Raw genomic sequence first — 21,259 nt, 5'->3', positions numbered from 1 at the left:
GCTCGCGACGGCGAGCGCGGTGGCGTTCGCGCCGGCCCGACGCAGAGCGCCCGTGTGCGAATGACAGCGCGCATGGTCGGCGCGGCCGGCCCGGTGCGCGCGCCGGTCAGGACATCCCGCCGCCGAGCGCGCGGTACAGCGTCATCTGGTTGTTGAGCCGGTTCAGGCGCGTCAGTTCGTCGGCGCTTTGCGCGTCGCGCAGCCGCTGCTGCTGGTCGAGCCACGGCTGCACGGCGGTCGCGCCGGCCGCGAAGCGCGCGGCGGCCAGCTGTTCGGCGCGCTGCGCCTGGGCCAGTGACAGCGCGCGCTGTTCGGCTTCGCGTTCGAGCTGCACACGCGCCGACAGCGCGTTCTCGACTTCCGCGAGCGCCGTGTAGAGCTTCTGGCGGAACCCGACGACGGCTTCCTCGTACTGCGACTTCGACACCTTGATCTGCAGCTGCATCGTGTTCCACTGGATGAACGGCAGTGCCAGGCCCAGCCCGAGCGTGCCGACCGGATTCATCAGCACGCGCTCGAGGCTCGTGCTCGACGTGCCGGCCTGCCCGGTCAGGGTGAAGGTCGGATAGAAGCTCGTGCGCGTCGCGTCGACTTGCGCCAGCGACTCGCGCAGCCGGAATTCCGCCGCGCGCAGGTCGGGACGCCGGCCGAGCAGGCTCGCGGGCAGGCCGGCCACGACTTCCGGCGGCGCTGTGACGGGTAGCGCGGCCGGCTCGGCCGCGCGCTGCTGCGGCGGGCGGTCGAACAGGATCGCGAGCGCGTGGCGATTCTCGGTGCGCTGCTGGATCAGTTGCGTTTGCGCGGCGCGTTGCGCGGCGAGGCTCTGTTCGGCCTGCGCGAGATCGAGCCCCGACACGGCGCCGGCCGTGTGCCGCGACCGCACGACCGCGAGCGTGCGGACTGCATACGCGATGTTCGCGTCGCCGAGCGCGATCTGCCGGTTCAGATAACCGATCTGCCAGTACAGCGACGCCGTCGTGCCGATCAGCGACAGCCGCGCGGCTTCGAGATCGGCGGCCGTCGCGTCGGCTTCCCAGCGCGCGGCGTCGCGCAGCGCGGCCAGCCGGCCCCACAGGTCGATTTCATAGCTGAGCGAACCGGTCACGCCGCTCGTCCGGCTCATCCGGTGCGTATCGAGCGTGCGCGACACGGCGCCGTTCGCGCCGACCGACACGTTCGGCGTCAGGTTCGTATCCGCGAGCCCGGCTTGCAGTTGTGCGCGGTACACGCGGATCGCCGCGATCGCGAGGTCGTTGTTGGCGCGCAGCGCATCGTCGATCAGCGCATCGAGCTGCGGATCGCCGAAGCTGCGCCACCAGTCGCGTGAGGTGGCCGGTGCGCCGGCCGCGACCGGTGCCTCCCAGTTCGCGGGCATCGCGACGGCGGGCAGCGGTTCGTGGCGCGCGCCTGCGCAGCCGGCGAGCAGCGCGGCCGCGCACGCGACTGCGCCCAGGCGGTGAAGCGGTGAGGAATGCGTCATGACAGGTCTTTCTTCAATCGCGCGCGAGCGCATCGATCGGATCGAGCCGCGATGCGTTGCGCGCGGGCATGAAGCCGAAAATCACACCGGTGAGCGTCGAGCAGACGAACGCGGTCACGATCGCGCCGGCCGAGAACACCATCTTCCACTGCGCGACGAACATCGAGAACAGCGCGCCGAGCCCGAACGACAGCGCGATGCCGATCGTGCCACCGAGCAGGCAGACGAGCACGGCCTCGACGAGAAACTGCTGCAGGATGTCGGACTGGCGCGCGCCGACCGCCATCCGGATGCCGATTTCGCGCGTGCGCTCGGTGACCGACACCAGCATGATGTTCATCACGCCGATCCCGCCGACGACGAGCGAGATCACCGCGATCAGCGACAGCAGCAACGTAAGCGACTGGCCGGTCTTCTCGACGGTCTTCACCACGCTGTCCATGTTGTACGTGAAGAAGTCCTTGCGGCCGTGGCGCTGCGTCATCAGCTTTTCGAGGCTTTTCTCGGCGGCGGCGCTCGGCTGCCCGTCGCGCACGCGCACGGTGATGCTGTCGAGATAACGCTGCCCGAACAGGCGCCCGCTCGCGGTCGTGTACGGCACCCACACGTTCAGGCTCTTCACGCTGCCGAACGCGCTCTTCTTGTCGGCCGTCACGCCGATCACGACGCACGGCACGTTGTCGACCAGGATCACTTCGCCGATCGGGTTGCGCGTCGCGCCGAACAGCTTGCGGCGCGTGTTCTGGTCGATCACGGCCACCTGCACCTGGCGGCGCACCGCGTCCTCGTCGAACGCGACACCCAGCGCGAAGCGCATCCCGCGCGCCTGGAAGAAGCGGTCGCCGACGCCGCTCACGAGCGCGTTCACGTCGACGTTGCGGTAGCGCAGCAGCAGCGTGCGCGACGTTTCGGGCGTCGCGCTGTCGACGTACGGCTGTTCGGCGAGCGCGGCGACGTCGGCGGGCACGAGCGTCTGGATCGCGTCGGCGCGGCTGTCGCCCCAGTCGGTGCCCGGATAGATGTTGATCGTATTCGTGCCGATGCTGCCGATCTCGTCGAGCATGTAGCGCTTCGCGCCTTCGCCGATCGCGACGATCGACACGACCGACGTGATGCCGATGATGATGCCGAGCATCGTCAGCAGCGTGCGCAGCCGGTGCGATACGAGTGCGATCCATGCCATCCGGCACGCTTCGGCGAAGCGGCCGGAGCCGGCCGCGAAGCGTTGCGTGCGGGGGCCGGGTTCGGGATGCGCATCGGTGTCGACCGGTGCGGGCGGCGGTGGCGTGTCGCGGTGATCGCGGGCGGGTAGCGCGCTGGCTTCTGGTTCGTTCGCTTCTGCTGCTTCTGCTGCGTCGACGCCCGCTTCCGCGAGCGCTTCCGCATAGTGGCGGTTCGGCCGGTCGGCGACGATCTCGCCGTCGCTGATCTCGATGATGCGCTTCGCGTGGCGCGCGACGGCCTTGTCGTGCGTGACGATGACGATCGTATGGCCGAGCGCGTTCAGCTCGTGCAGGATGCGGATCACGTCCTGGCCGCTTTTCGTGTCGAGCGCGCCGGTCGGTTCGTCGGCGAGGATCACCTGGCCGCCGTTCATCAGCGCACGCGCGATGCTCACGCGCTGCTGCTGGCCGCCGGACAGTTGTCCGGGCCGATGGTGCGCACGGTCCGCGAGCCCGAGACGCGCGAGCAGTTCGCGTGCGCGGGCGTGCCGCTCGGCGCGCGGCGTGCCGGCATAGATCGCGGGCATTTCGAGGTTCGCGACCGCGTCGACGTGCGGCAGCAGGTGGTAGCGCTGGAACACGAAGCCGAAATGCTCGCGACGCAGTTGCGCGAGCTCGTCGCTGTCGAGCATGTGCGTGTCGCGGCCGCCGACCGTGTAGGTGCCTTCGCTCGGATGATCGAGGCAGCCGAGGATGTTCATCAGCGTCGACTTCCCGGAGCCCGACGCGCCGACGATCGCGACGATCTCGCCCGCGTGAATCGACAGGTTGACGTTGTTCAGGACAACGACATCCTTGTCGCCGGCCGGAAAGCGTCGGGTGACGGCGGCGAGTTTCAGCAGGGGCTGGCTCATCGTCACACCACGTCCGCCAGCGGCGCGTGGTCGTCACCGGCCGCTTCGCCGATCACGACGCGTTCGCCGTCCTTCAGGCCGGCCAGGACTTCGACGCGCACGTTGTTGTTGATGCCGATGCGGATGTTGCGCGTTTCCGTGCTGCCGTCGGCGCGCAGCACGCGCACCGTGTAGGTGCCGTCCTTGCGTTTTTCGCCGAGCGCGGCGGCCGGAATGCTGAGCGCGTTGCGTGCATTGCCGAGCACGATGTTGACTTGCGCGGTCATCGAGATGCGCAGCCGATGCTCGGGGTTCGGCACTTCGAACAGCGCGTTGTAGAACACGGCCGAATTCGGCTTCGTGCCGCCGCCGGTACCGCCACCGAGCGGGCTCTGCGCTTCCGCGTAGTTCTGCGGCGCCGGCTCGATCGCGCGCAGCTTGCCGTAGTGACGCTTGTCCGGTTCGCCGAGGATCGTGAAATACGCGGTCTGTCCGGCACGCACGCGGATCACGTCGGCTTCCGACACCTGCGCCTTCACGGTCATCGTGTCGAGATCGGCGAGCTTCAGGATCACCGGCGCCTGCTGCTGCGCGATCACGGTCTGGCCTTCCTGCGTGACGACCGCGACGACCTCACCGTCGATCGGCGCGACGATGCGCGTGTAGCCGAGGTTCGCCTGCGCGGTCTCGATCTGGATGCGGGCCGAGCGGATCTGCGCGGCGAGCGACGCGAGGGCCGCACGCTGCACGTCGAGCGTCGCGCGTGCGGCCTCGAACGATTCGCGCGAGGTCGCATCGTCGGGCAGCATCGCCTGCTGGCGCTTGAACGCGAGTTCCGCCTGCGTGAGTTGCGCGGCGGTCGATTGTTGTTGCGCGCGCAGGCTTTCTTCGCTGGCGCGCGCCTGGCGCAGCGCGTTTTCCGAGATCACGGGATCGATCTCGGCGAGCCACTGGCCCTTCGTGACCTTGTCGCCGAGCTTCACCTTCAGCGATTTCAGCTGCCCCGACACCTGCGCGCCGACGTCGACCTGCCGGAACGCCTGCAGTGCGCCGGTTGCCAGCACCGCGTTCTCGAGATCGCCGCGCGAGACGGGCGCGGACAGGTATTGCGGATGCTTGTCGGGCGCGCACGCCTTCAGCGTGGCGCCGGCGGCGATCGCCACGACGGCAAGGGTAGCCAGCACGATGCGCCGGCGGCGATGGGTCTTCTGAGTCATGAGCGTGCGGCGAGGATCAGGCAGTGCCGGCGATGCGTGCGGCCAGGCGGGACGATCCGGTCGGCGTCGCATGTCGGGCAGGTTGCCCGCGACGGCATCCGCGTACGCATCGCGCGGGCGTGCCGAGTCGAATCAGCCGCTCATGTTAAGCGAGGACATCACGCCAAATCGTGTGGAAATTGTGCTGAATTGTGCGAACGCCGCACGGGAGCGGAGGCCGTGCGGCGTGATTGCCGCGGTCGGTGAGCGCGGCGGGCGAGGGCCCGTGTGCGTGTCGCGGCGTGCGTTGACGTGCGTTAGCGCTGCGCCGCGACGAGCGCCATCATCGGTCGGTCGCGTTCCTCGTCGAGCGCGGGCAGCGCATCGACCTGCGCCTGCGTCGGTCCCCATTCGTCCCGGTGCGTCAGCGTGAAGCCGCTGCCGATCAGCAGGTTCACGAGCGTGCCGAGCGTACGGTGCTGCTTGACGACGCCCGGCGCGAGCCAGTCGGTCACGCGTTCGCCTTCGCGCTGGTAGCCATCGAGCGGCCAGGCGCGGTTGCCCTGCGCATCGACGACGAAGCCGGGCCGGCGCGGCGCCGTATAAATGGGGTGCTCGATCGAGAACACGAGCCGTCCGCCGGGCACGAGCGCGCGATGAATCGTGCGCAGCAGCGTGTCGAGGCGCGCGACGTAGTGGAAGGCGAGCGAGCTGTATGCGAGATCGAATGCGGCGTTGGGCAATGCGAGCGTTTCGAGATCGGCGCGGCGGTACGTGATCGCCGGGTGCGCGGCGGTCGAGGCCGCGCGTTCGAGCATGCGCTCGGAGACGTCGATGCCGAGCACGCTTGCCGCGCCCTGATCGGCCGCCCAGCGACTGAACCAGCCGTAGCCGCAGCCGAGGTCGAGCACGTCGCGGCCGTGCAGGTCGGGCAGCAGCGCGCGCAGCGCGGGCCATTCGGGTGCGCCGTCGAGGCCGTGAATCGAGCGGTTCAGGCGGCTGTAGCCTTCGAAGAAGGCCGGGTCGTCGTAGATGTTCTGCGTCATGCGTAGCGCCTCGTGCGGGCAGGGTGCGCGGTGCCGCACGCCCGATCCCGCGAGCTTACGCGCGCTGCCCGCTCGCGTCGATCCGGCGTTGCGTGTCGGCGTCGACGATGTCGCGGATCGCGCTGAACAGCGGCGCGGCGTCGGTGTAGCGGCGGCCGTAGCCGAGATTGAACGCGTAGTCGAAATCGGGCGGATTGCTGCCCTGATTGTGCTGCAGGATCGTCTCGAGCTTGTCGAGCGCCTTCGCCGCGCGTGCTTCCGGCGTTGCCGCCGCGTCGTATTCATCCCACAGCGCGACGATCTCGTCGCGCCGCGCGGGATCGAGCGATGCGGTCAGCGTCAGCAGGTCGTCGCGTTCTTGCGCGCTTTTGTCGGGGTGCGCGGCTTGTTCGATCGCGGGAATGTCGCCGTGCAGCGCCTCGCCGAGATCGTGGACGACGCACAGCTTCAGCAGCTTCAGCGTGTCGATGCCGGGCAGCGCGTCGGCGAACACGAGCGCCATCAGGCACAGCCGCCAGCTGTGTTCGGCCGTGCTTTCCGCGCGCCCGGACGACGTGTGGCCGCTGCGCAGCACATCCTTCAGGCGTTCGGCTTCGCGCAGGAAAGCGAGCCGCGCGTGGATCGTATCGGGGGTCATGGTCGGCGTCCTTGCGATGAGCCGCCTAGCGTAATGCGGGTAGGCGTGCTTCGTCCACGCATGAAATATGCGTGGCGGTGGCGCTTTGCCGGGCCGCTACTTCACGAAAAGTCCGGCCCAGCAGAACAGCGCGAAGAAGCCCGTCTGAACACCGACGATCAGGCTGAACAGCCAGGGGCTGCTGCGGCGCGCCACCCGCCTGCCGCCGGCGTTGGCCACACCCGAGCGAAGCGCAACGAGCACGGCCGCGCCCGTATAGAGAATGAACGCGACGATCACGAGTTCTCGCATGACAAGCGTCGACATGTGGCATGTCCCCTGGGCGTGCTGCCATTCACGTTGGTATTTTTTGCGTGGCATGCCGGACACGTTGAAGGTCGCCGCACCGTTGCCGGCATGCGGTGCTTCATCGCGACCCGGCAATCACGCATCCTGGAGCGTCTCCACGAGCCGCACGGCCGAGCCGTCCGACAGTGTCATCCGCGTCCACCGGCACATGCTGCCGCGGATCGGCACGACGCGCGACGCATTCGCACCGGTGTCGAATTCGACGCTCGGCGGCCCCGCGTGGTCATGCCAGCCGAGCGTGTCGAGCGCGGTTTCCATGCGGACGATCTCAGGCGTCGCGTAGCGCCACAGCGACGTGCCGAGCAACATCGACAGCGGCTGCGAGAATTCGGCCGCGCGCGCCGGGGAAGACGCGAGCAGGCGGTGCGTGAGGTCGCACACGAGATGCATGCGGCCCGCGCTGCCCGCGACGAGCCGCGCGAGCGCGTGATCGCCGGCCGAATCGAGGCGCGCGGCGAGCAACCGCTCGGCGGTCGCGCGCTCGTCGGGCGACATCTGCTGGCGGCCCGCCTCCCAGCGCGAGATCGTCGATTGCGCGACGCCGAACAGTTCGGCCGCATGGTTTTGCTTGACGCGATGCAGCGCGCGCCAGCGCTTGAGTTGCGGGCCGAGCGGCGGGGCGTGAAGCGGTGAGGCGGTCATGGTGGTGCTCCTGTTGCGCTCGTACCGCACGCCTTTACATGATCCGGATGCCGCCGTTCGCGTTGATCGCAATTGCCGCGAACGGCAAGAGCACGATGCCGCCCAGCACGAGCACGCCGTCGGCGGCAACCGTGACCGGCGTGGCGAGAATCCGCAGCCCCATGCCGAGCGCGGACGGTGATTGCCTGATATAGACCGAGTACGGCCGGTTGAACGGCTGCGTGCTCGTCTTGTACTTTTCGACGAACCCTTCCGTCGAATAGCGCTTGCCGCTGATGTCGCCTTCGAGCACGAGGCCGGCCTGCGCGGCGGTGAAGCCGTCGGCAGCGGCCGCCTGCCGATCGTCGTCCGACGCGTCCTTCGGCAGCAAGATACGGTATTGGCCCGTGATGCTGCCGCCGCTCGCATGAAAGGCGGCGAACGTCGTGCGCAGCGATTTACGGTAACTGGACATCAAGACCGGCCGCAACTGCGCCGGCAGATCGAAGATGTAATGGTAGTCCGTGCCCAGGACGACGAGCTTCTTGCCGTCCTCGGTCATCATGAATCCGGACACGTGCTCGCTGTATCCGTCTTCCTTGTACAGCTTCGGCGTGAAGCAGCCCGACAGCGCGAGGCTGCTGGCGGCCACGCCGGCGGCCAGCAGGCGCCGGCGCGTGATCGATACGTTCATTGTTGTTGTCCCGTCTGTGCGGTTCAGTTCAGTTCAGTGGCTTTCGCCCTCGGAAGCCGGATTCTCGCGTATCTGCCGCGCGTTGTCGAACGGGAAATCTGCCGTGGCAGCGGTCGATGGCCCCTGTCCGTGCCGTGCCGACGAAGTTTCCGCCGCCGCTTTCAACCGTCTCCTGCATATCTTATTATTCGGCCAGTGCGGAGGGATACCGGCCACCCACGGTCATGTCGAGGCATGACGCGCCGGTACGAATTACCGCCTTTCGGCCGGCACTCTGCACGAGGCACGGTCGAAACGACACGAAACGCGTGACCCGCGCGTATCCCAAAAAATGACGAGAGAGCGCGATGGTACGACTGGTCTTGCTGCTGCTGGGCATCGAATACTTGCGCACCCGCTGGCGCGGGCTGACCGTGCTCGGCTGGGTGTGGGTCGTCGCGGGCGTCGTGATCTTCGTCGATGCGCTCGACGGCGCGCTGCACTTCCCGATCCAGATCTTCGCGTGGCTGTTCCTGATCGAGGGGCTCGCGACGCTTGCCGTGGCCGGCAGCGGCGTCGGCGGGCAGCGCATCCTGCGCTATGTGAAGGGGATCGCGGTGGTGGTCGCCGCCGGGCTCGTGTTCGCGGGGCATCACCACGGCCATTTCCTGCTGTCGATGATCTTCGGCACGCTGTTCCTCGTCGACGGGCTGCTGCAGTGCACTGCAGCGTGGATGGTGCGGTATCGCCGCTGGAACGTCGCCTTCGCATGGGGCGTCGTCGAGATCCTGCTGGCCATCTTCTTCTATCAGCCGTACCCGACGCACTACGTGGGCACCGTGCCGTACTGCCTCGGGCTGCTGCTGATGTTCGGCGGGATGCACATGCTGAGCCTCGCCGCGCGCGTGCGGCGGCTGACGCGCAATCCGGCGTTCGCGACGTCGCCGGCGCCGGCGCTCGCGCCCGATCTCGACGACGTGCGCGACCGGCCGCATTTCGCGCAATCCGAATGGGACGGCCCGCCGGCCGACGGCGAGCATGCGCTCACCGTGCACGTGTGGACGCCGACCGGCACGTCGAAGGCCGAGGCGCAGCGCTATCCGGTGATCGACCGCTATATCGCGGCGGTGGACGTCAACGGTGTGATCTCGACCGGGCACGCGGCGCTGGAGTCGCCCGAGGGGGTGTATATCAGCCTGTATCCGGGCGTCGAAATCGATCGTTCTCCGGACGAATTCACGCGCATCCTGCGTGCGACACGCGAAAACGACGTGCCGGGACTGTTCCAGCCCGACTACGCGACCGAGTCGAAGGCGTGGTGCCCGTCGACCGTGCGCGTGCGGATCCGCAACTATGATCCGTCGAAGCTGGATGCCTTCTGGACGTCGTACCGGCAGAACCTGACGTACAACCTCACGCATCGCAATTGCTCGAGCACGGTGTCGAACGCGCTCGAAGCCGCACTCGACGGCGCGGTGTGGCGGCTGAAGGGCGCGCGGGCCGGGTGGGGCGCGTTCGTGCGGCTGCTGCTCACGCCCGAGCTGTGGGTCGCCGCGCAGATCCGCAAGCGCGCGGTGACGATGGCGTGGACGCCCGGGCTCACGCTCGACTATGCGCGCGCGCTCAGCATGCTCGCCGACCCGCGGCCGTTCGCGTGGTGGAAGGTCGCGCGCTCGGCCGTGAAGGCGATCATGGCGTCGCGCCGCACGTGGCGCGAGCAGGACCACGCGGCGCTGTCGCCCGGCGGATCGGAGGCTGCGTCGATGAAGTGATCGCGTGCCGCCGGACGCGGGCCCGGCGTCACTGCGGTCGCTACCGCACGGCCGCGCGAGGTTGCCCGCCACGAGACCCCCCCTACGCAAACAACAATGAACAAGACGAGAGCCTTCCGCATCCTGATTCCGGCCGCGCTGGCGCTGACGAGCGCCGGCTTCGCGCAGGCGAGCGCGGACGAGGTGCCGCGCATGAGCAACGACGTGTACCGCATGTCGGTGTCGTTCTGCTCGAACGTCGCGGCCGCCGAGAAGATCGAGTGCCAGGGCGACATGATCGCCGCGGGCAGCCGGATCGTCGCGGCGATCGGCGGCCTGCCGCCGGCATCCGCCACGTCGATCGACGAAGGCGCGCGCAACAAGCTGCCGGCGGCGGAGCGCAAGGGGCTCGCGCCGGTCGAGCCGGGCGCGATCGACAAGGACGACGACCTTGCCGGTCTCGCCGGCATGGTGCGTCTGTGCGACGTCTACGAATCCGAACCGGCATCGCGCGCGCGGCATCACGCGGCGCTGAAGCAGCAGGCGCCGGACGCCGCACCGCGCGTCGAGGCGTTGCTGACCGATGCGTCGACGGCGGCGCGCCAGCGCGTCAGCATCGGCGTGTGGCAGATCCTCGCGCTCGAAGGCCCCGAATCGATCACGCGCGCGTGCACGCAGCTGGGCGCCGGGTCGTGACGGGCGGCGTGCCGTGCGCGTGTGCGAGCCGGCGTCGATAGTGCTGTGTACGCGACGATGCCTGACGATCAGCCGCTCGCGATTGCGGCCGGCCTGACCCGCACCGGCTTGCCCAGCGTGCGGGCGACCGGCGAAGCCTGCGTCGCGTCGCGCACGAGGGCTTGCTGCGCGCGCGACAGCGGTGCCGCGAAGCGCAGCGCGATGTCGAAGCCGGTTTCGTGATCGAGGCGATCGATGGCCACGTCCACCGTGCAGGCCGGCAGCGTCATGCCCGCGCGTTCCGCGGCCATATCGATCGACATGCAGACGCAAGCGGCGAGGGCGCTTTCGAGCAACTCGTGCGGCCGCATGCCCGCGTCGCCGCCTTTGCCTGCCTTGTGCGTATCCGCGCGCACGACGCTGCGCCCGTTCCCGATTTCGACGCAGTATCGCTTGCCCAGCCGGGTCGCAGTCACCATGGCGATGATCCGTTACGGGATGAAAGTAGCGACAGCGTACGCGGGCGTTGTTTGCCGGGGAAGGCAAGCGCCGGTACCGGTACCGTTCGTAACAGGCTTGGCGGCACGCGGCGATCCTGGAGACGGTGGTCGTTTCAGTGCATGGCGTGCATCTGCGCCGCACCGCGAATTCTTTCGTCCACCTTCACATTCGTGCCACGTTGCGTCGGCAACAATCGCGGACAGATATTCGACAACCTTGCGGCGCATCCCGCGACCGCAAGCCTTTTCCGAGGAAACGCCATGCTCAAGACGCTCGCCCGCGCCGCTGCCGCACTCGCCGTCGCTTCCGCTTCACTGCACGCCACCGCGCAGACCAGCTACGACTACCTGTTGCTCGCCGCGTCGTGGGAGCCCGGCTTCTGCGCGTCGCACGACACGCCCGAATGCACGAACCTTGCCGGCACGTACGCGGCGACGAGCCTGTCGCTGCATGGTCTGTGGCCGAACAACTACGACGGCAACCAGCCGTTCTACTGCGGCGTGCCGCAGAACGACATCGACCTCGACAACGCGCACCAATGGTGCAGCATGGACGCGTACCCGATCAGCAGCGCGACCCGCAACACGCTGTCGACGTACATGCCGGGCGTCGCGTCGTGCCTCGACAAGCACGAGTGGTTCAAGCACGGCACCTGCTCGAACTCGGCATCGCCCGACGCATACTGGAACCAGGCGTCCGGCATGATCAGCCGGCTCGGCAACACGTCGTTCAACGCGTTCCTGCAGGCGAACGCGGGCAAGACGGTCACGCGTAACCAGCTGCTGTCGGCCTTCGAAGGCGCGTTCGGCAGCAACACGCGCAGCGCGGTGTCGCTGAAGTGCACGAAGACGAACGGCGTCAGCTACTTCACCGAAGCGTGGATCGCGGTGAAGACCAATGCAGCCGCGCAGTTCCCGAGCGCCGCCTCGCTCGTGACGGACGGCAATACGCAGGGCACGTGCCCGACGTCGGGCGTGTATATCGCGAAGTAACGGGGAAGGGCGAAGGGGCGACGGCGCGCGACATCGTGTGCGCCGTCGCCCGTTACGACGAGGCAGGCGACGAGCCACAGCCCTGGGCCGCGCATGACGAGCGCGAGCAGTGCGTCGCCGGCATCGACCTCATCCTGAAGGGGATCGGCGCGGCCCGGTAGTCGTCATCCTGCGGGCCGATTCGCATGAGGCCGTTGACCTGTCACGCCCGTGCGACCGCTTATTTACTCGAGCAACCGCAACGCGTCCGCGAGCGACAGCACCGTCGTGCGCGATTCGAAGGCGGTGGCGAACAGATGCTCGTGAACCACCGGATCTGGGTCGTAGCAGCAATCCTTGACCGTATACAAGCGGAAGTCCGCATCACTCGCGTGGGCGATCGACGACAGCATCACGCCCGTCGACGCGATGCCGACCATGATCAGCGAATCGACACCTCGCTCGACCAGCCGCGCCTGCAGATCGGTGCCGAAGAACACGCTGGCGCGGTGCGCGACGATCAGCGGCTCGTCGTCCTGCCGGCCGAGTTCCGGGCACGGGCCGTCGTTGATGAAGAGGCCGAGCTGCTTGATGCCCTGGCCGTTCTTGTTGCGCGGGCTGACTTCCGGATAACCGGGGCTGAACCGGAGGTTCGCGAACCAGACGCCGATGCCGCCGGCCCGCGCCGCATCGCAGAGCCGGCGCGTATTGGCGAGCAATTCGGGCGCGACGGACGGAAAGAGGCCGAGGATGTCGGTCTGGTAATGCATGACGAGCAGCGCGGTGCCCGACGGCACGATGGCGGGAACCGGCGCGGACGGGCTGTCGCCGGGGTGCGTGCGGGTGGTCGTTGCGATATCCGGTGCGTGTTGACGAGTCATGAACGAGAGTCTCCGATAGCCCGCGGGGAATGCCAGCGTCCCCGATTTGTACCGGAAAATCGGGTCGGCTGCCGATGCGATTTTCGTAGGTTTTATCGTGCCGCGAGCCGGCGACCGTCACGCCGGCGTCGCATGCCTGCCGGCCGGCAATGTACTGGCGGTCGCCTTCATCGTCTCCGACGATAGCCGATAGCTGAATCCGGAATTCAGCGATGACGACGGATCGGATCATGGCCGCCCGACCTTTGCCTATAAGGGGCAGCGGCCGAAGGTGTGCGGATTGCCCCTATTACCCCTATTACCCGAGGCTGCCTATAATCGTCATCAACTTGCCCGAGAAATCGCGGTTACCAAGGTGAGGGGGTGTCCAAATGGGACAGTGCCGTCGCATCTATTCGCGCTTCGTCCTCGCAAGCTCGATCGCCGGTCTGGGATGTCTGGCAGGCGCAGGCCTCGCGTACGCAGAGGACAGTCCTTCGAGCGCGCCGACCGGGTTCAAGCCATCGGAAAGAACGATCAACGTCTATGCGGTGTATGGCGACGGACGCGCGACCAACGGCGGCGATATGCATTGGCGTGCGTACGAAGTCGGCTTCGGCGATGTCTTGAATGACTACCTCTCGGTCTACCTCGCGTATCTGAACGAGGGGCATCCGCTCGATCACCACCGTGACGGCTTCGCCGCCATAGGTTCGTTTCGTTGGCCGGTCGGCAATCGCCTGGCGCTCGAGTTGTCGGCGGGGCCGTATTTCAGCATGGACACGACACATGTCAACGACCAGCCGCGCAATGAAAAGCGATGGGGCGTGCGCGCCTCGGCAGCGGTGCGGTATTACCTCGTTCCCAACCGCTTCTTCCTCAAGGTGCAGTACAACCACGTGCAGATGATCGACGGATTCAACTCCGACGCGGTGCTCTTCGGCATCGGCTCGGATTTTGGCGGCGATCCTGGCCCGGCTTTTTCGGACGGCAAGACGCAGGTTGGCGTTTGGGCCGGGACATCGCAGACGAACCGTCCCCAAGTGCCCATCGAAAAAGGGTATATGGTCGAAGTCAAGCGGCCGCTCGGCAATGCGTGGGCCTATTCGGCGAGCTTCGTCTACGAAGGCAATAACGGCGTCGCCGGCCGAAGAGGCGTGGCGGCGCAATTCTGGTATGTCGCGCCGATCAAGAGCAAATGGACGCTTTCGGCAGGTGTGGGCCCGTATCTCTCGCATGATCGGGACGAGGTCGCGAGTAAAACGAGACTCAATGCCTTGCTCAGCGCGCAGGTGACCTATCAGGTAACGAACGATTGGGCGGCGAGCTTACGCTTTAATCGTGTCGCAACCGGCAACGACAAGGACCAGGACATGTTCATGGTCGGCGTGGCGCGCAATTTCTAGCGGCTCGGCTTGCACCGAATCGACATCGGCCTGCATGCGAGTGACCGTTTTACCTTCGGAAACGGCCTGTTGGAAGTCGGCGTGTTGTGCGGCCCAGTCGGGTCGATCGCAGCCGATGGCCGAATTCCCCATCAAGCGCACGCGCCGATATGACTCTGCCGCCGTTGCGCCAGGTGGCGCTCGCCTAACCCCGCCGCCTCAAAAAATCGACCTTCCCGAATAAGTCGTCAACCACTCCAAAGCCAAAGTGCCGGCACGTCGGCAATGCAAACCCGCGTCAAAATATTTAATTCTTAAAAATCAATCCACTCATGTATTGATTCAAATCGCGGAAATCCTGGACTGTCCAGGAGTGGGGCGGGAGTTTTACGCCATTCTCTCGCAACGTTTTCGGAATCAGGTCCCCATTGGGGCGAAGGATGACCGACGAGACAATGACGCCCGGATAATCGTTGAGTCGTTTCTTGAAGGCGGGCGTCGTGAGGTCGGGCGTGGGCGGGTTGCTTTTCTTGGCCAATGGTCCCGTTCCCCTGGCATCCGCTCCATGGCACATCGCACATCTCGCCAGGAAAATCTTTTTCCCGTTATCACTATCCGCGAAGGCGGGTGATGTTTGCGCAAGCAATGACACGCCCAATGAAGCGACGAGGAATATTTTCATTTTTCGTGGTTTTGTTGTGTGGACGGCTGCATGTCTCTGTGCGGGCGATTGCTGCCGAATGGCGAGTTCTCCATTGAGCGCGCCGATATTCACCTGCCGCCATTGCGCCAGATGAGGCTCGCCCACCTTCGCCCCTCAAAAAATCGACCGTCCCGAATAAGTCGTCAACCACTCCAGCGCCAGCGTCCCCGCCAGCGAGTTCCCGTTCGCATCGAGCCCCGGCGCCCACACGCACACGGCCATCTCGCCCGGCAGCACCGCCACGATCCCGCCGCCGACGCCACTCTTCGCAGGCAGCCCGACGCGGTACACGAAATCCCCCGCCGCATCGTAGGTGCCACAAGTCAGCATCAGCGCCGACAGCCGCTTCGCGGAACTCGAATCGACGATCCGCTCACCGGTGACCGGCGCGACGCCGCCGTTCGCGAGAAACAGCGCCGCGCGCGCGAGCTCGACGCAGTTCATCGTGATCGCGCACTGGCGGCAATACGCGTCGATCACCGTGTCGGGCGGCATCTGCATGTTGCCGAAGCTCGCCATGAAGTGCGCCATCGCGCGGTTGCGCTCCGCGTGCTGCAGCTCCGACTGCGCGACGCGCGAATCGTAGTCGATGTCGTTCGCGCCGATCAGCCGCCGCACGAATTCGACCAGCGCCGTCTCGGCCTTCACGAAGCGGCGGCACAGCACGTCGGTGACGACCAGCGCCCCGGCGTTGATGAACGGATTGCGCGGCTTGCCGCGCTCGCTCTCGAGCTGGACCAGCGAATTGAACGCGTTGCCGGACGGCTCGCGGCCGACCCGTTCCCACAGTTCGTCGCCCAGCAGCTGGAACGCGAGCGTGCACGCGAACAGCTTCGAGATGCTCTGGATCGAGAAGCGCTCGTACGCATCGCCGACCGTGCAAACGTTTCCGTCGAGCGTCACGACGGCCATCCCGAACTTGTCGGCAGGCACTTTCGCGAGTTCGGGAATGTAGTCGGCAACCCGGCCCTGGCCAATCCAGGGGGCGAGTTCGGTGTGGATGCGTTCGAGGATCGATTGGTAATTCATCAAGTCAGGCGGGTAGGTGAGTGGCCGGATTCAGGCGAGCCCGTATGGAACCGTCCCGGCGCCGATTCGTCAAGCTCGGACGATATCGAACCCTTATTTTCAAGACCTCTGAACAGGCAATCGGCCGGCGCAGTATCATGCGGTACGTTTCGGCCAATGGCCGGCGTCCGGCACGGGCCGGCGCCGCCGCCGCGGCTTCCCCGATGACCCGACCGCTGCCCATGTCTTTTCGCATCCTGCTCGTCGAAGACGACACCCGCCTGTCCACGCTGATCGCCGGCTACCTGCGCAAGAACGACTATGAAGTCGACACTGTGCTGCATGGTGACGCCGCGGTGCCGGCGATCCTGTCCATTCGTCCCGATCTCGTCATTCTCGACGTGAACCTGCCGGGCAAGGACGGCTTCGAAATCTGCCGCGAGGCACGCAAGCAGTACGACGGCGTGATCATCATGGTGACGGCCCGCGACGAGCCGTTCGACGAACTGCTCGGCCTCGAGTTCGGCGCGGACGACTACGTGCACAAGCCGGTCGAGCCGCGCATCCTGCTCGCGCGGATCAAGGCCCAGCTGCGCCGCGCGCCCGCGCGCGTGACCGAGAGCACCGCGCCGCAACCCGAGCGCTACGCGTTCGGCAAGTTCTCGATCGACCGCACCGACCGCTCCGTCGTGCTGCCCGACGGCAGCACGCCCGACCTGACGTCGGCCGAATTCGATCTGTTGTGGGCGCTCGTCTGCCATGCGGGCGAAGTCGTCAGCCGCGACGACCTGATGCTGCAGTTGCGCGGCGTCGAATTCGACGGCCTCGACCGCACGATCGACGGGCGCATCTCGAAGCTGCGCCGCAAGCTGCGCGACGACGCGAGCAACCCGCAGCGGATCAAGACGATCCGCAGCAAGGGCTATCAATTCAGCAAGCACGCGTGGGAATGACGCGGCGGTCGCACGACGCCGTCACGTTCCGCGCGGGCATTCCACCCGCCGGCCGGGAGCCGAGATGATCCGACGAACCCGTTCGCACCCCGATGCACCGCCGCTGCCGACGCTGCGCTACGTCAAGTGGCGCTGGCTGCATTTCCGCCGCGCGTGGACCGACACGCGCGCCGACCGCATCCCGAGCTGGTCGCGCCTTTACGTGCGCACGTACCTGCATCTGCTCGGCCTCGTGCTGCTGACCGCGCTCGTGCCGGCGCTCGCGCTCTGCGTCGAATTGTCGCCGCAGGTCGTGTGGCATGCCTTCGACTCGCTGCCCGGCGACATCTGGATCGTGCTCGTCTTCGTGTTCGCCGCACCCGCGCTCGCGGCGTACCGCTGGATGCGGCCCGTGTGGTCGGATCTCGTGATGGTGCGCGAGCGCGCGATCGACTTCACGGGCGGGCGCTTCAACACGCGTGCGCGCGAATCGCACAGCGTGATCATCGGCCCGCTCGCGCGGACGCTGAATGCGCTCGCGATGCGCATGGAACGGCTGATCGCCGCGCAGCGCGACCTGACGAACGGGATCTCGCACGAGCTGCGCACGCCGCTCGCGCGCGTGCGGTTCGCGCTCGAAATGCTGCGCGAACCGGGTTCCGCGGCCGAATACCAGGGCGCGCTCGAGAGCATCGCGCAGGACGTGACCGAGCTCGAGGAGCTGATCGACATGAGCCTCACGTATGCGCGGCTCGAATACAGCTCGCTGCAGTCGAACCTCGAGATGACGGCACCCGTCGCGTGGTTCGAGCATCAGGTCAGCGATGCGCAGCTGCTGTATCCGGAGCGCGCGATCGAGTCGCGCATCGCGATCGCGTCGGACCTGCGCGTGAAGATGGACCGGCGGCTGATGTCGTATGCGATGCGCAACCTGTTGCGCAACGCGAGCAAGTACGCGAAATCGCGGATCGTCGTCGGGATCTCGCTCGTGCACGGCAACATCGGGATCTTCGTCGAGGACGACGGCCCCGGCGTGCCGGAGAGCGAACGCGAGCGAATCTTCGACGCATTCGTGCGCCTCGACCGCCGCACCGGCGGCTATGGCCTAGGCCTGTCGATCACGCGACAGGTGCTCCATGCGCACAACGGCCGGATCGCGGTCGTCGATCCCGTCGAGCTGGGCGGCGCGCGCTTCGAGATCAGCTGGCCGGTCTAGCGATACACGTCGCGGGCGCCGAGCCCGACAGCAATAACAGCACGACACCACGACAGCACACAGCCGCGCGCGCCGGACGCGCGCGCGTCGCCGGCCGTTCCCGCCGTACCTTCCCCATCTCGATGCCTCCCCGCACCGCAATCGCGTGGCGATTCGTTTGCCACGCGTACGCGCTTTGCATTACGATTGCAATTGCAACTATATCGACGGGCCGATCCCAGACAGCGCAGGCGGGCGGCCCGCGACGCAGCAGTGAAGCCGGGGCCGCCGCGATGGCAGCCCCTTGTTCATGCATTCCTGTCCGGGTCACCCATCATGCGGCTGTTGAATATCGTGTCTTCTCCCCGCGGCGCCAGGTCGGCTTCGATCGCGGTCGCCACTGCCTTTGTCGATGCGTACCGGGAGACGGGCGCCACGATCGACGTCGATACGCTGAATGTCTGGGAGGAGGACTTGCCGGACTTCGACAGCGAGGCGATCGGCGCGAAGTACAAGGGCGTCGCCAACGCGCCGATGGATGACGCGGAGCAGTCGATCTGGCGGCGCATCCAGTCGCTCGTGACGCGCTTTCAGGAGGCCGACCGGATCGTCGTCGGCGTGCCGATGTGGAATTTCGGCTATCCGTACAAGCTCAAGCAGCTGATCGATCTCGTCAGCCAGCGGAACATGCTGTTTACGTTCGACGGCACGGCGTACGCGCCGTTGCTGGAGATTCCGCGCGCGCTGGTGATCCATGTTCGCGGGCAAAGCCGGGAACCCGGCGCGGGCGCCGACAATCCCGGTTTCCGGCATCAGGCCGACTACATCGAATTCTGGTTGAGGTTCATCGGCGTGAGCGAGGTCAGGAGCCTGACCGTCGAACACACGTGGGGGGCACGCGCAAGCGACAGTATCGAGCGGGCGCAAGCCCGCGCGGTCGCGATGGCGGCGGAGTTCTGACCCGGCCGGGCGGCGCGAGGCAGACGCGGAGGCCGCCGAAGCGGCATCCGCGCACGCTCAGTAGGTACGGCCGAGCTGCAGGTAGAAGTTGCGGCGGCCGCTGGGCGCCAGCGCGACGCCGATGTACACGGGCCCGAACGCGGTCGACAGGCTCGTGAAGAACGTATAGCTCTGCTTGAGCGCACCGCCGCCGATCTGCTGGCCGCTCGACCAGACGTTGCCGACTTCCGCGCTGGCGCCCACCGACAGCGCCTTGATCGGCGACGCGTTGAACGTCATCAGCTGGTTCATGTAGGTCACCTGCGCATACGCGAGCTCGTTGCCGTTCAGCTGGTCGGCCGCATACGCGGACAGATGCTGGAAGCCGCCGAGCGTGAAATTGAACGCGTTGATCAGGTTGGTGCCGCCGATGCTCTTGCCGCCTTCGATCGTCGCGCTGACGCTGTGCCGGCCGAACTGCTGCGCGACCATCGCCTTGCCGTAGATCTCGGTGTACGGCGCGCTGTTGATGCTGTCGTCGAAGTCCGACGCCGAGCCCCCGTTGCGCGACACCAGCGAGCGTTCGATACGCAGTTCGGTGAAATAGCCCTTGCGCGGGAACAGCGGATCGTCGAGCTGGTCGATGACGAGCCGCGCGCGTGCGGTCAGCGCCTGCGACGTGAAGCTCGGCCACAGCAGCGACCGGCCGCTGCCGTCGTCGAACGGCACGTTGTAGGTCGGCGAGCCGTGCCCGGTCACGTAACCGAGGCCGATCCGGAAATCGCCGAGGCGCCCGATCGGCAGGCCGAAATCGAGCCCGGCGCGGGCGGTCTGCATCAGGTACTGCGTGATCTTCACGTCGCCGGTGTCGTCGTACAGGTTCGCGTAGCGGCGCTGGTATTCCGCGTACGGCGACAGATAGACGCCGTAGGCCATCGACAGCGGCTGGCGGAACTCGATGCGCGCCGATTGCAGGTCGCTGCCGATCGTCGTGTCCGCGCGGAATTCGAGCCCGGATTCGGTGAGCCACGGCCGCCGGTAGCCGACGTGCAGGCGGAAGCCGCCCTCATCGGTCGAACTGCTCGACATGCCGAGCCCGAACAGCAGGAAATTCGGCCCCCAGTATTTCTCGCGGGCATCGATCTCGAGCACGTTTTCGTCGCCGTGGCTCACGATCTGCTGCGTGACGCTCTCGAAGTTGCCGCCGGTCGTGAGCCCGAGCAGATCCTGGCTGACTGTGTTCGGATCGTAGGTGTCGCCGGGTTTCACGTGCAGCGCGTTGCTGACGACCCGCTTCGGCACGCCGCCGGTGGTCTTGATGTCGATGCGCGTGATCCGGATCGGCGGCGGCAGCGGCTGCGCGTGCGCGGACTGGTAGGCCGCGTACTGTTCCGGCGTGAGCGCGAAGCGCTTCAGCTTCGGCAGCGCCGCGGTCGCGGCGGCGGCGCCTGCGGCGATCGCCTGCTTCGCGTTCTGGAAATCGGTGAACGCGAGCGAGCCGAGGTCCGGCGTGAGCAGCACGTCCTGCGTGTCGAGCTGCTTGCGCTGCGCGGTCACGTTCTGGCGGATCAGGATGCCGACCATCTGCTGCATCACGTCGGCCGGCGACGCGAGCGCGTCGAGCGGACGCAGTTGCGAGCCGATGTCGACCGCGATCACGACGTTCGCGCCCATCTGCCGCGCTGTGTCGACGGGCAGGTTGCTGACGAGCCCGCCGTCCACGAGCGCGCGCCCGTTGATCTCGGCCGGCGCGAACAGGCCCGGCATCGCCATGCTCGCGCGGATCGCGAGCGGCAGCGAGCCGTGGTCGAGCACCACCATCTGGCCCGTCTGCAGGTCGGTCGCGACCGCGCGGTACGGGATCGGCAGGCGGTCGAACGGCTGGTTGGTCGGCACGGCGGCCGTCCAGTTCGCGAGCAGCGCCTGCAGCCGGTTGCCCTGCACGAGGCCGACCGGCACCTTCACGCCTTTCTTGCCGAAGCCGAGCGTCAGCCCGTTGATGTACAGGCGCTCGTCCTCCCGGCTGGTTTGCGGCAGGTCCGCGCGCTCCGTCACGTCGAACGCGATGTCCGCGAGGTTGACCTCCGACAGCCGCTTCTGCATCTCGTCGGCAGCCATGCCGCTCGCGTACAGGCCGCCGACCACGGCGCCCATGCTGGTGCCCGCGATGCAGTCGATCGGGATGCGGTTGTCTTCCAGTACCTTCAGGACCCCGAGGTGCGCGTAGCCGCGCGCGCCGCCGCCGGACAGCACGAGGCCGATCGACGGGCGGCCGGCCGGGA

20 protein-coding genes are annotated in these 21,259 nt (G+C 67.1%); 7 read left to right on the top strand and 13 right to left on the bottom strand.

What is annotated here, in order from left to right:
• Nucleotides 1–106: 106 nt before the first annotated feature.
• The 8 genes from G3N98_RS29730 to G3N98_RS29695 all read right to left on the bottom strand — a co-directional run bounded on the left by G3N98_RS29730 (nt 107) and on the right by G3N98_RS29695 (nt 8,078).
• Nucleotides 107–1,480, bottom strand: a complete 1,374-nt coding sequence (locus G3N98_RS29730) for an efflux transporter outer membrane subunit (protein ID WP_206150181.1) — start codon at nt 1,478–1,480, stop codon at nt 107–109.
• A 13-nt stretch (nt 1,481–1,493) separates the two neighbouring features.
• Nucleotides 1,494–3,557 carry a MacB family efflux pump subunit gene (locus G3N98_RS29725; RefSeq protein ID WP_206150179.1) on the bottom strand — a complete coding sequence of 688 codons (2,064 nt, stop codon included), beginning with the start codon at nt 3,555–3,557 and terminating at the stop codon, nt 1,494–1,496.
• A 2-nt stretch (nt 3,558–3,559) separates the two neighbouring features.
• Nucleotides 3,560–4,753, bottom strand: a complete 1,194-nt coding sequence (locus G3N98_RS29720; RefSeq protein ID WP_206150177.1) for an efflux RND transporter periplasmic adaptor subunit — start codon at nt 4,751–4,753, stop codon at nt 3,560–3,562.
• Between the two features lie 296 nt (nt 4,754–5,049).
• Complete coding sequence (locus G3N98_RS29715; RefSeq protein ID WP_206150175.1) at nt 5,050–5,778, bottom strand: class I SAM-dependent methyltransferase; 729 nt, start codon at nt 5,776–5,778, stop codon at nt 5,050–5,052.
• A 55-nt stretch (nt 5,779–5,833) separates the two neighbouring features.
• The gene (locus G3N98_RS29710; protein ID WP_206150173.1) at nt 5,834–6,415 is read right to left on the bottom strand and encodes an HD domain-containing protein; all 582 of its coding nucleotides are present in this window, start codon (nt 6,413–6,415) and stop codon (nt 5,834–5,836) included.
• Nucleotides 6,416–6,511: 96 nt separating this feature from the next.
• Entirely contained in the window at nt 6,512–6,838 is a 327-nt protein-coding gene (locus tag G3N98_RS29705; RefSeq protein ID WP_143329899.1) for a hypothetical protein, read from the bottom strand.
• Nucleotides 6,839–7,405, bottom strand: coding sequence for a helix-turn-helix transcriptional regulator (locus G3N98_RS29700; RefSeq protein WP_089426961.1), 567 nt, complete (start codon nt 7,403–7,405; stop codon nt 6,839–6,841).
• A 34-nt stretch (nt 7,406–7,439) separates the two neighbouring features.
• Complete coding sequence (locus tag G3N98_RS29695; RefSeq protein ID WP_206150171.1) at nt 7,440–8,078, bottom strand: hypothetical protein; 639 nt, start codon at nt 8,076–8,078, stop codon at nt 7,440–7,442.
• A gap of 347 nt (nt 8,079–8,425) precedes the next feature.
• Between G3N98_RS29695 and G3N98_RS29690 the strand changes: the two genes are divergently transcribed.
• Both G3N98_RS29690 and G3N98_RS29685 read left to right on the top strand, forming a co-directional pair.
• Nucleotides 8,426–9,829, top strand: coding sequence for a DUF308 domain-containing protein (locus tag G3N98_RS29690; RefSeq protein WP_206150170.1), 1,404 nt, complete (start codon nt 8,426–8,428; stop codon nt 9,827–9,829).
• 96 nt (nt 9,830–9,925) lie between these two features.
• Nucleotides 9,926–10,504 (top strand): hypothetical protein, encoded by a 579-nt coding sequence (locus tag G3N98_RS29685; protein WP_206150168.1) that lies wholly within the window; start codon nt 9,926–9,928, stop codon nt 10,502–10,504.
• A gap of 68 nt (nt 10,505–10,572) precedes the next feature.
• Here G3N98_RS29685 and G3N98_RS29680 read toward each other — a convergent pair whose 3' ends face one another.
• Entirely contained in the window at nt 10,573–10,962 is a 390-nt protein-coding gene (locus tag G3N98_RS29680; protein WP_206150166.1) for an OsmC family protein, read from the bottom strand.
• Nucleotides 10,963–11,244: 282 nt separating this feature from the next.
• Here G3N98_RS29680 and G3N98_RS29675 point away from each other — a divergent pair, with 282 nt between their 5' ends.
• Nucleotides 11,245–11,976 (top strand): ribonuclease T2, encoded by a 732-nt coding sequence (locus tag G3N98_RS29675; RefSeq protein WP_089426965.1) that lies wholly within the window; start codon nt 11,245–11,247, stop codon nt 11,974–11,976.
• Nucleotides 11,977–12,200: 224 nt separating this feature from the next.
• Here the strand turns inward: G3N98_RS29675 and G3N98_RS29670 are convergent, their stop codons facing one another.
• Nucleotides 12,201–12,836: an isochorismatase family cysteine hydrolase gene (locus G3N98_RS29670; RefSeq protein WP_206150164.1), complete on the bottom strand. Its 636-nt coding sequence runs from the start codon at nt 12,834–12,836 to the stop codon at nt 12,201–12,203.
• A gap of 371 nt (nt 12,837–13,207) precedes the next feature.
• Between G3N98_RS29670 and G3N98_RS29665 the strand changes: the two genes are divergently transcribed.
• Nucleotides 13,208–14,221, top strand: coding sequence for a hypothetical protein (locus G3N98_RS29665; protein ID WP_206150162.1), 1,014 nt, complete (start codon nt 13,208–13,210; stop codon nt 14,219–14,221).
• 286 nt (nt 14,222–14,507) lie between these two features.
• On the opposite strand, the gene G3N98_RS29660 is transcribed toward G3N98_RS29665, so the two are convergent.
• Both G3N98_RS29660 and G3N98_RS29655 read right to left on the bottom strand, forming a co-directional pair.
• On the bottom strand, nt 14,508–14,882 hold the full coding sequence (locus G3N98_RS29660; protein ID WP_089475326.1) for a cytochrome c: 375 nt from the start codon (nt 14,880–14,882) through the stop codon (nt 14,508–14,510).
• Nucleotides 14,883–15,017: 135 nt separating this feature from the next.
• The gene (locus G3N98_RS29655; protein WP_206150160.1) at nt 15,018–15,932 is read right to left on the bottom strand and encodes a glutaminase; all 915 of its coding nucleotides are present in this window, start codon (nt 15,930–15,932) and stop codon (nt 15,018–15,020) included.
• Nucleotides 15,933–16,153: 221 nt separating this feature from the next.
• Here G3N98_RS29655 and G3N98_RS29650 point away from each other — a divergent pair, with 221 nt between their 5' ends.
• From G3N98_RS29650 to G3N98_RS29640, 3 genes are all read left to right on the top strand, one after another.
• Entirely contained in the window at nt 16,154–16,864 is a 711-nt protein-coding gene (locus tag G3N98_RS29650; RefSeq protein WP_039366515.1) for a response regulator, read from the top strand.
• 64 nt (nt 16,865–16,928) lie between these two features.
• Entirely contained in the window at nt 16,929–18,059 is a 1,131-nt protein-coding gene (locus G3N98_RS29645) for an ATP-binding protein (protein WP_046548399.1), read from the top strand.
• A 315-nt stretch (nt 18,060–18,374) separates the two neighbouring features.
• A complete protein-coding gene (locus tag G3N98_RS29640) occupies nt 18,375–18,998 on the top strand; it encodes an NAD(P)H-dependent oxidoreductase (RefSeq protein WP_206150183.1) in 624 nt (207 codons plus the stop codon).
• A gap of 57 nt (nt 18,999–19,055) precedes the next feature.
• Here G3N98_RS29640 and G3N98_RS29635 read toward each other — a convergent pair.
• The coding region (locus tag G3N98_RS29635) for a patatin-like phospholipase family protein (protein WP_206150159.1) at nt 19,056–21,259 on the bottom strand (2,204 nt) is incomplete at its 5' end.

It is taken from the genome of Burkholderia sp. Tr-20390, assembly GCF_017104595.1.
In the GTDB taxonomy this organism is placed as follows: Bacteria; Pseudomonadota; Gammaproteobacteria; order Burkholderiales; family Burkholderiaceae; genus Burkholderia.
The sequence above is the reverse complement of the archived record's forward strand: the minus strand, read 5'-3'. Positions and strand labels throughout refer to the sequence as shown.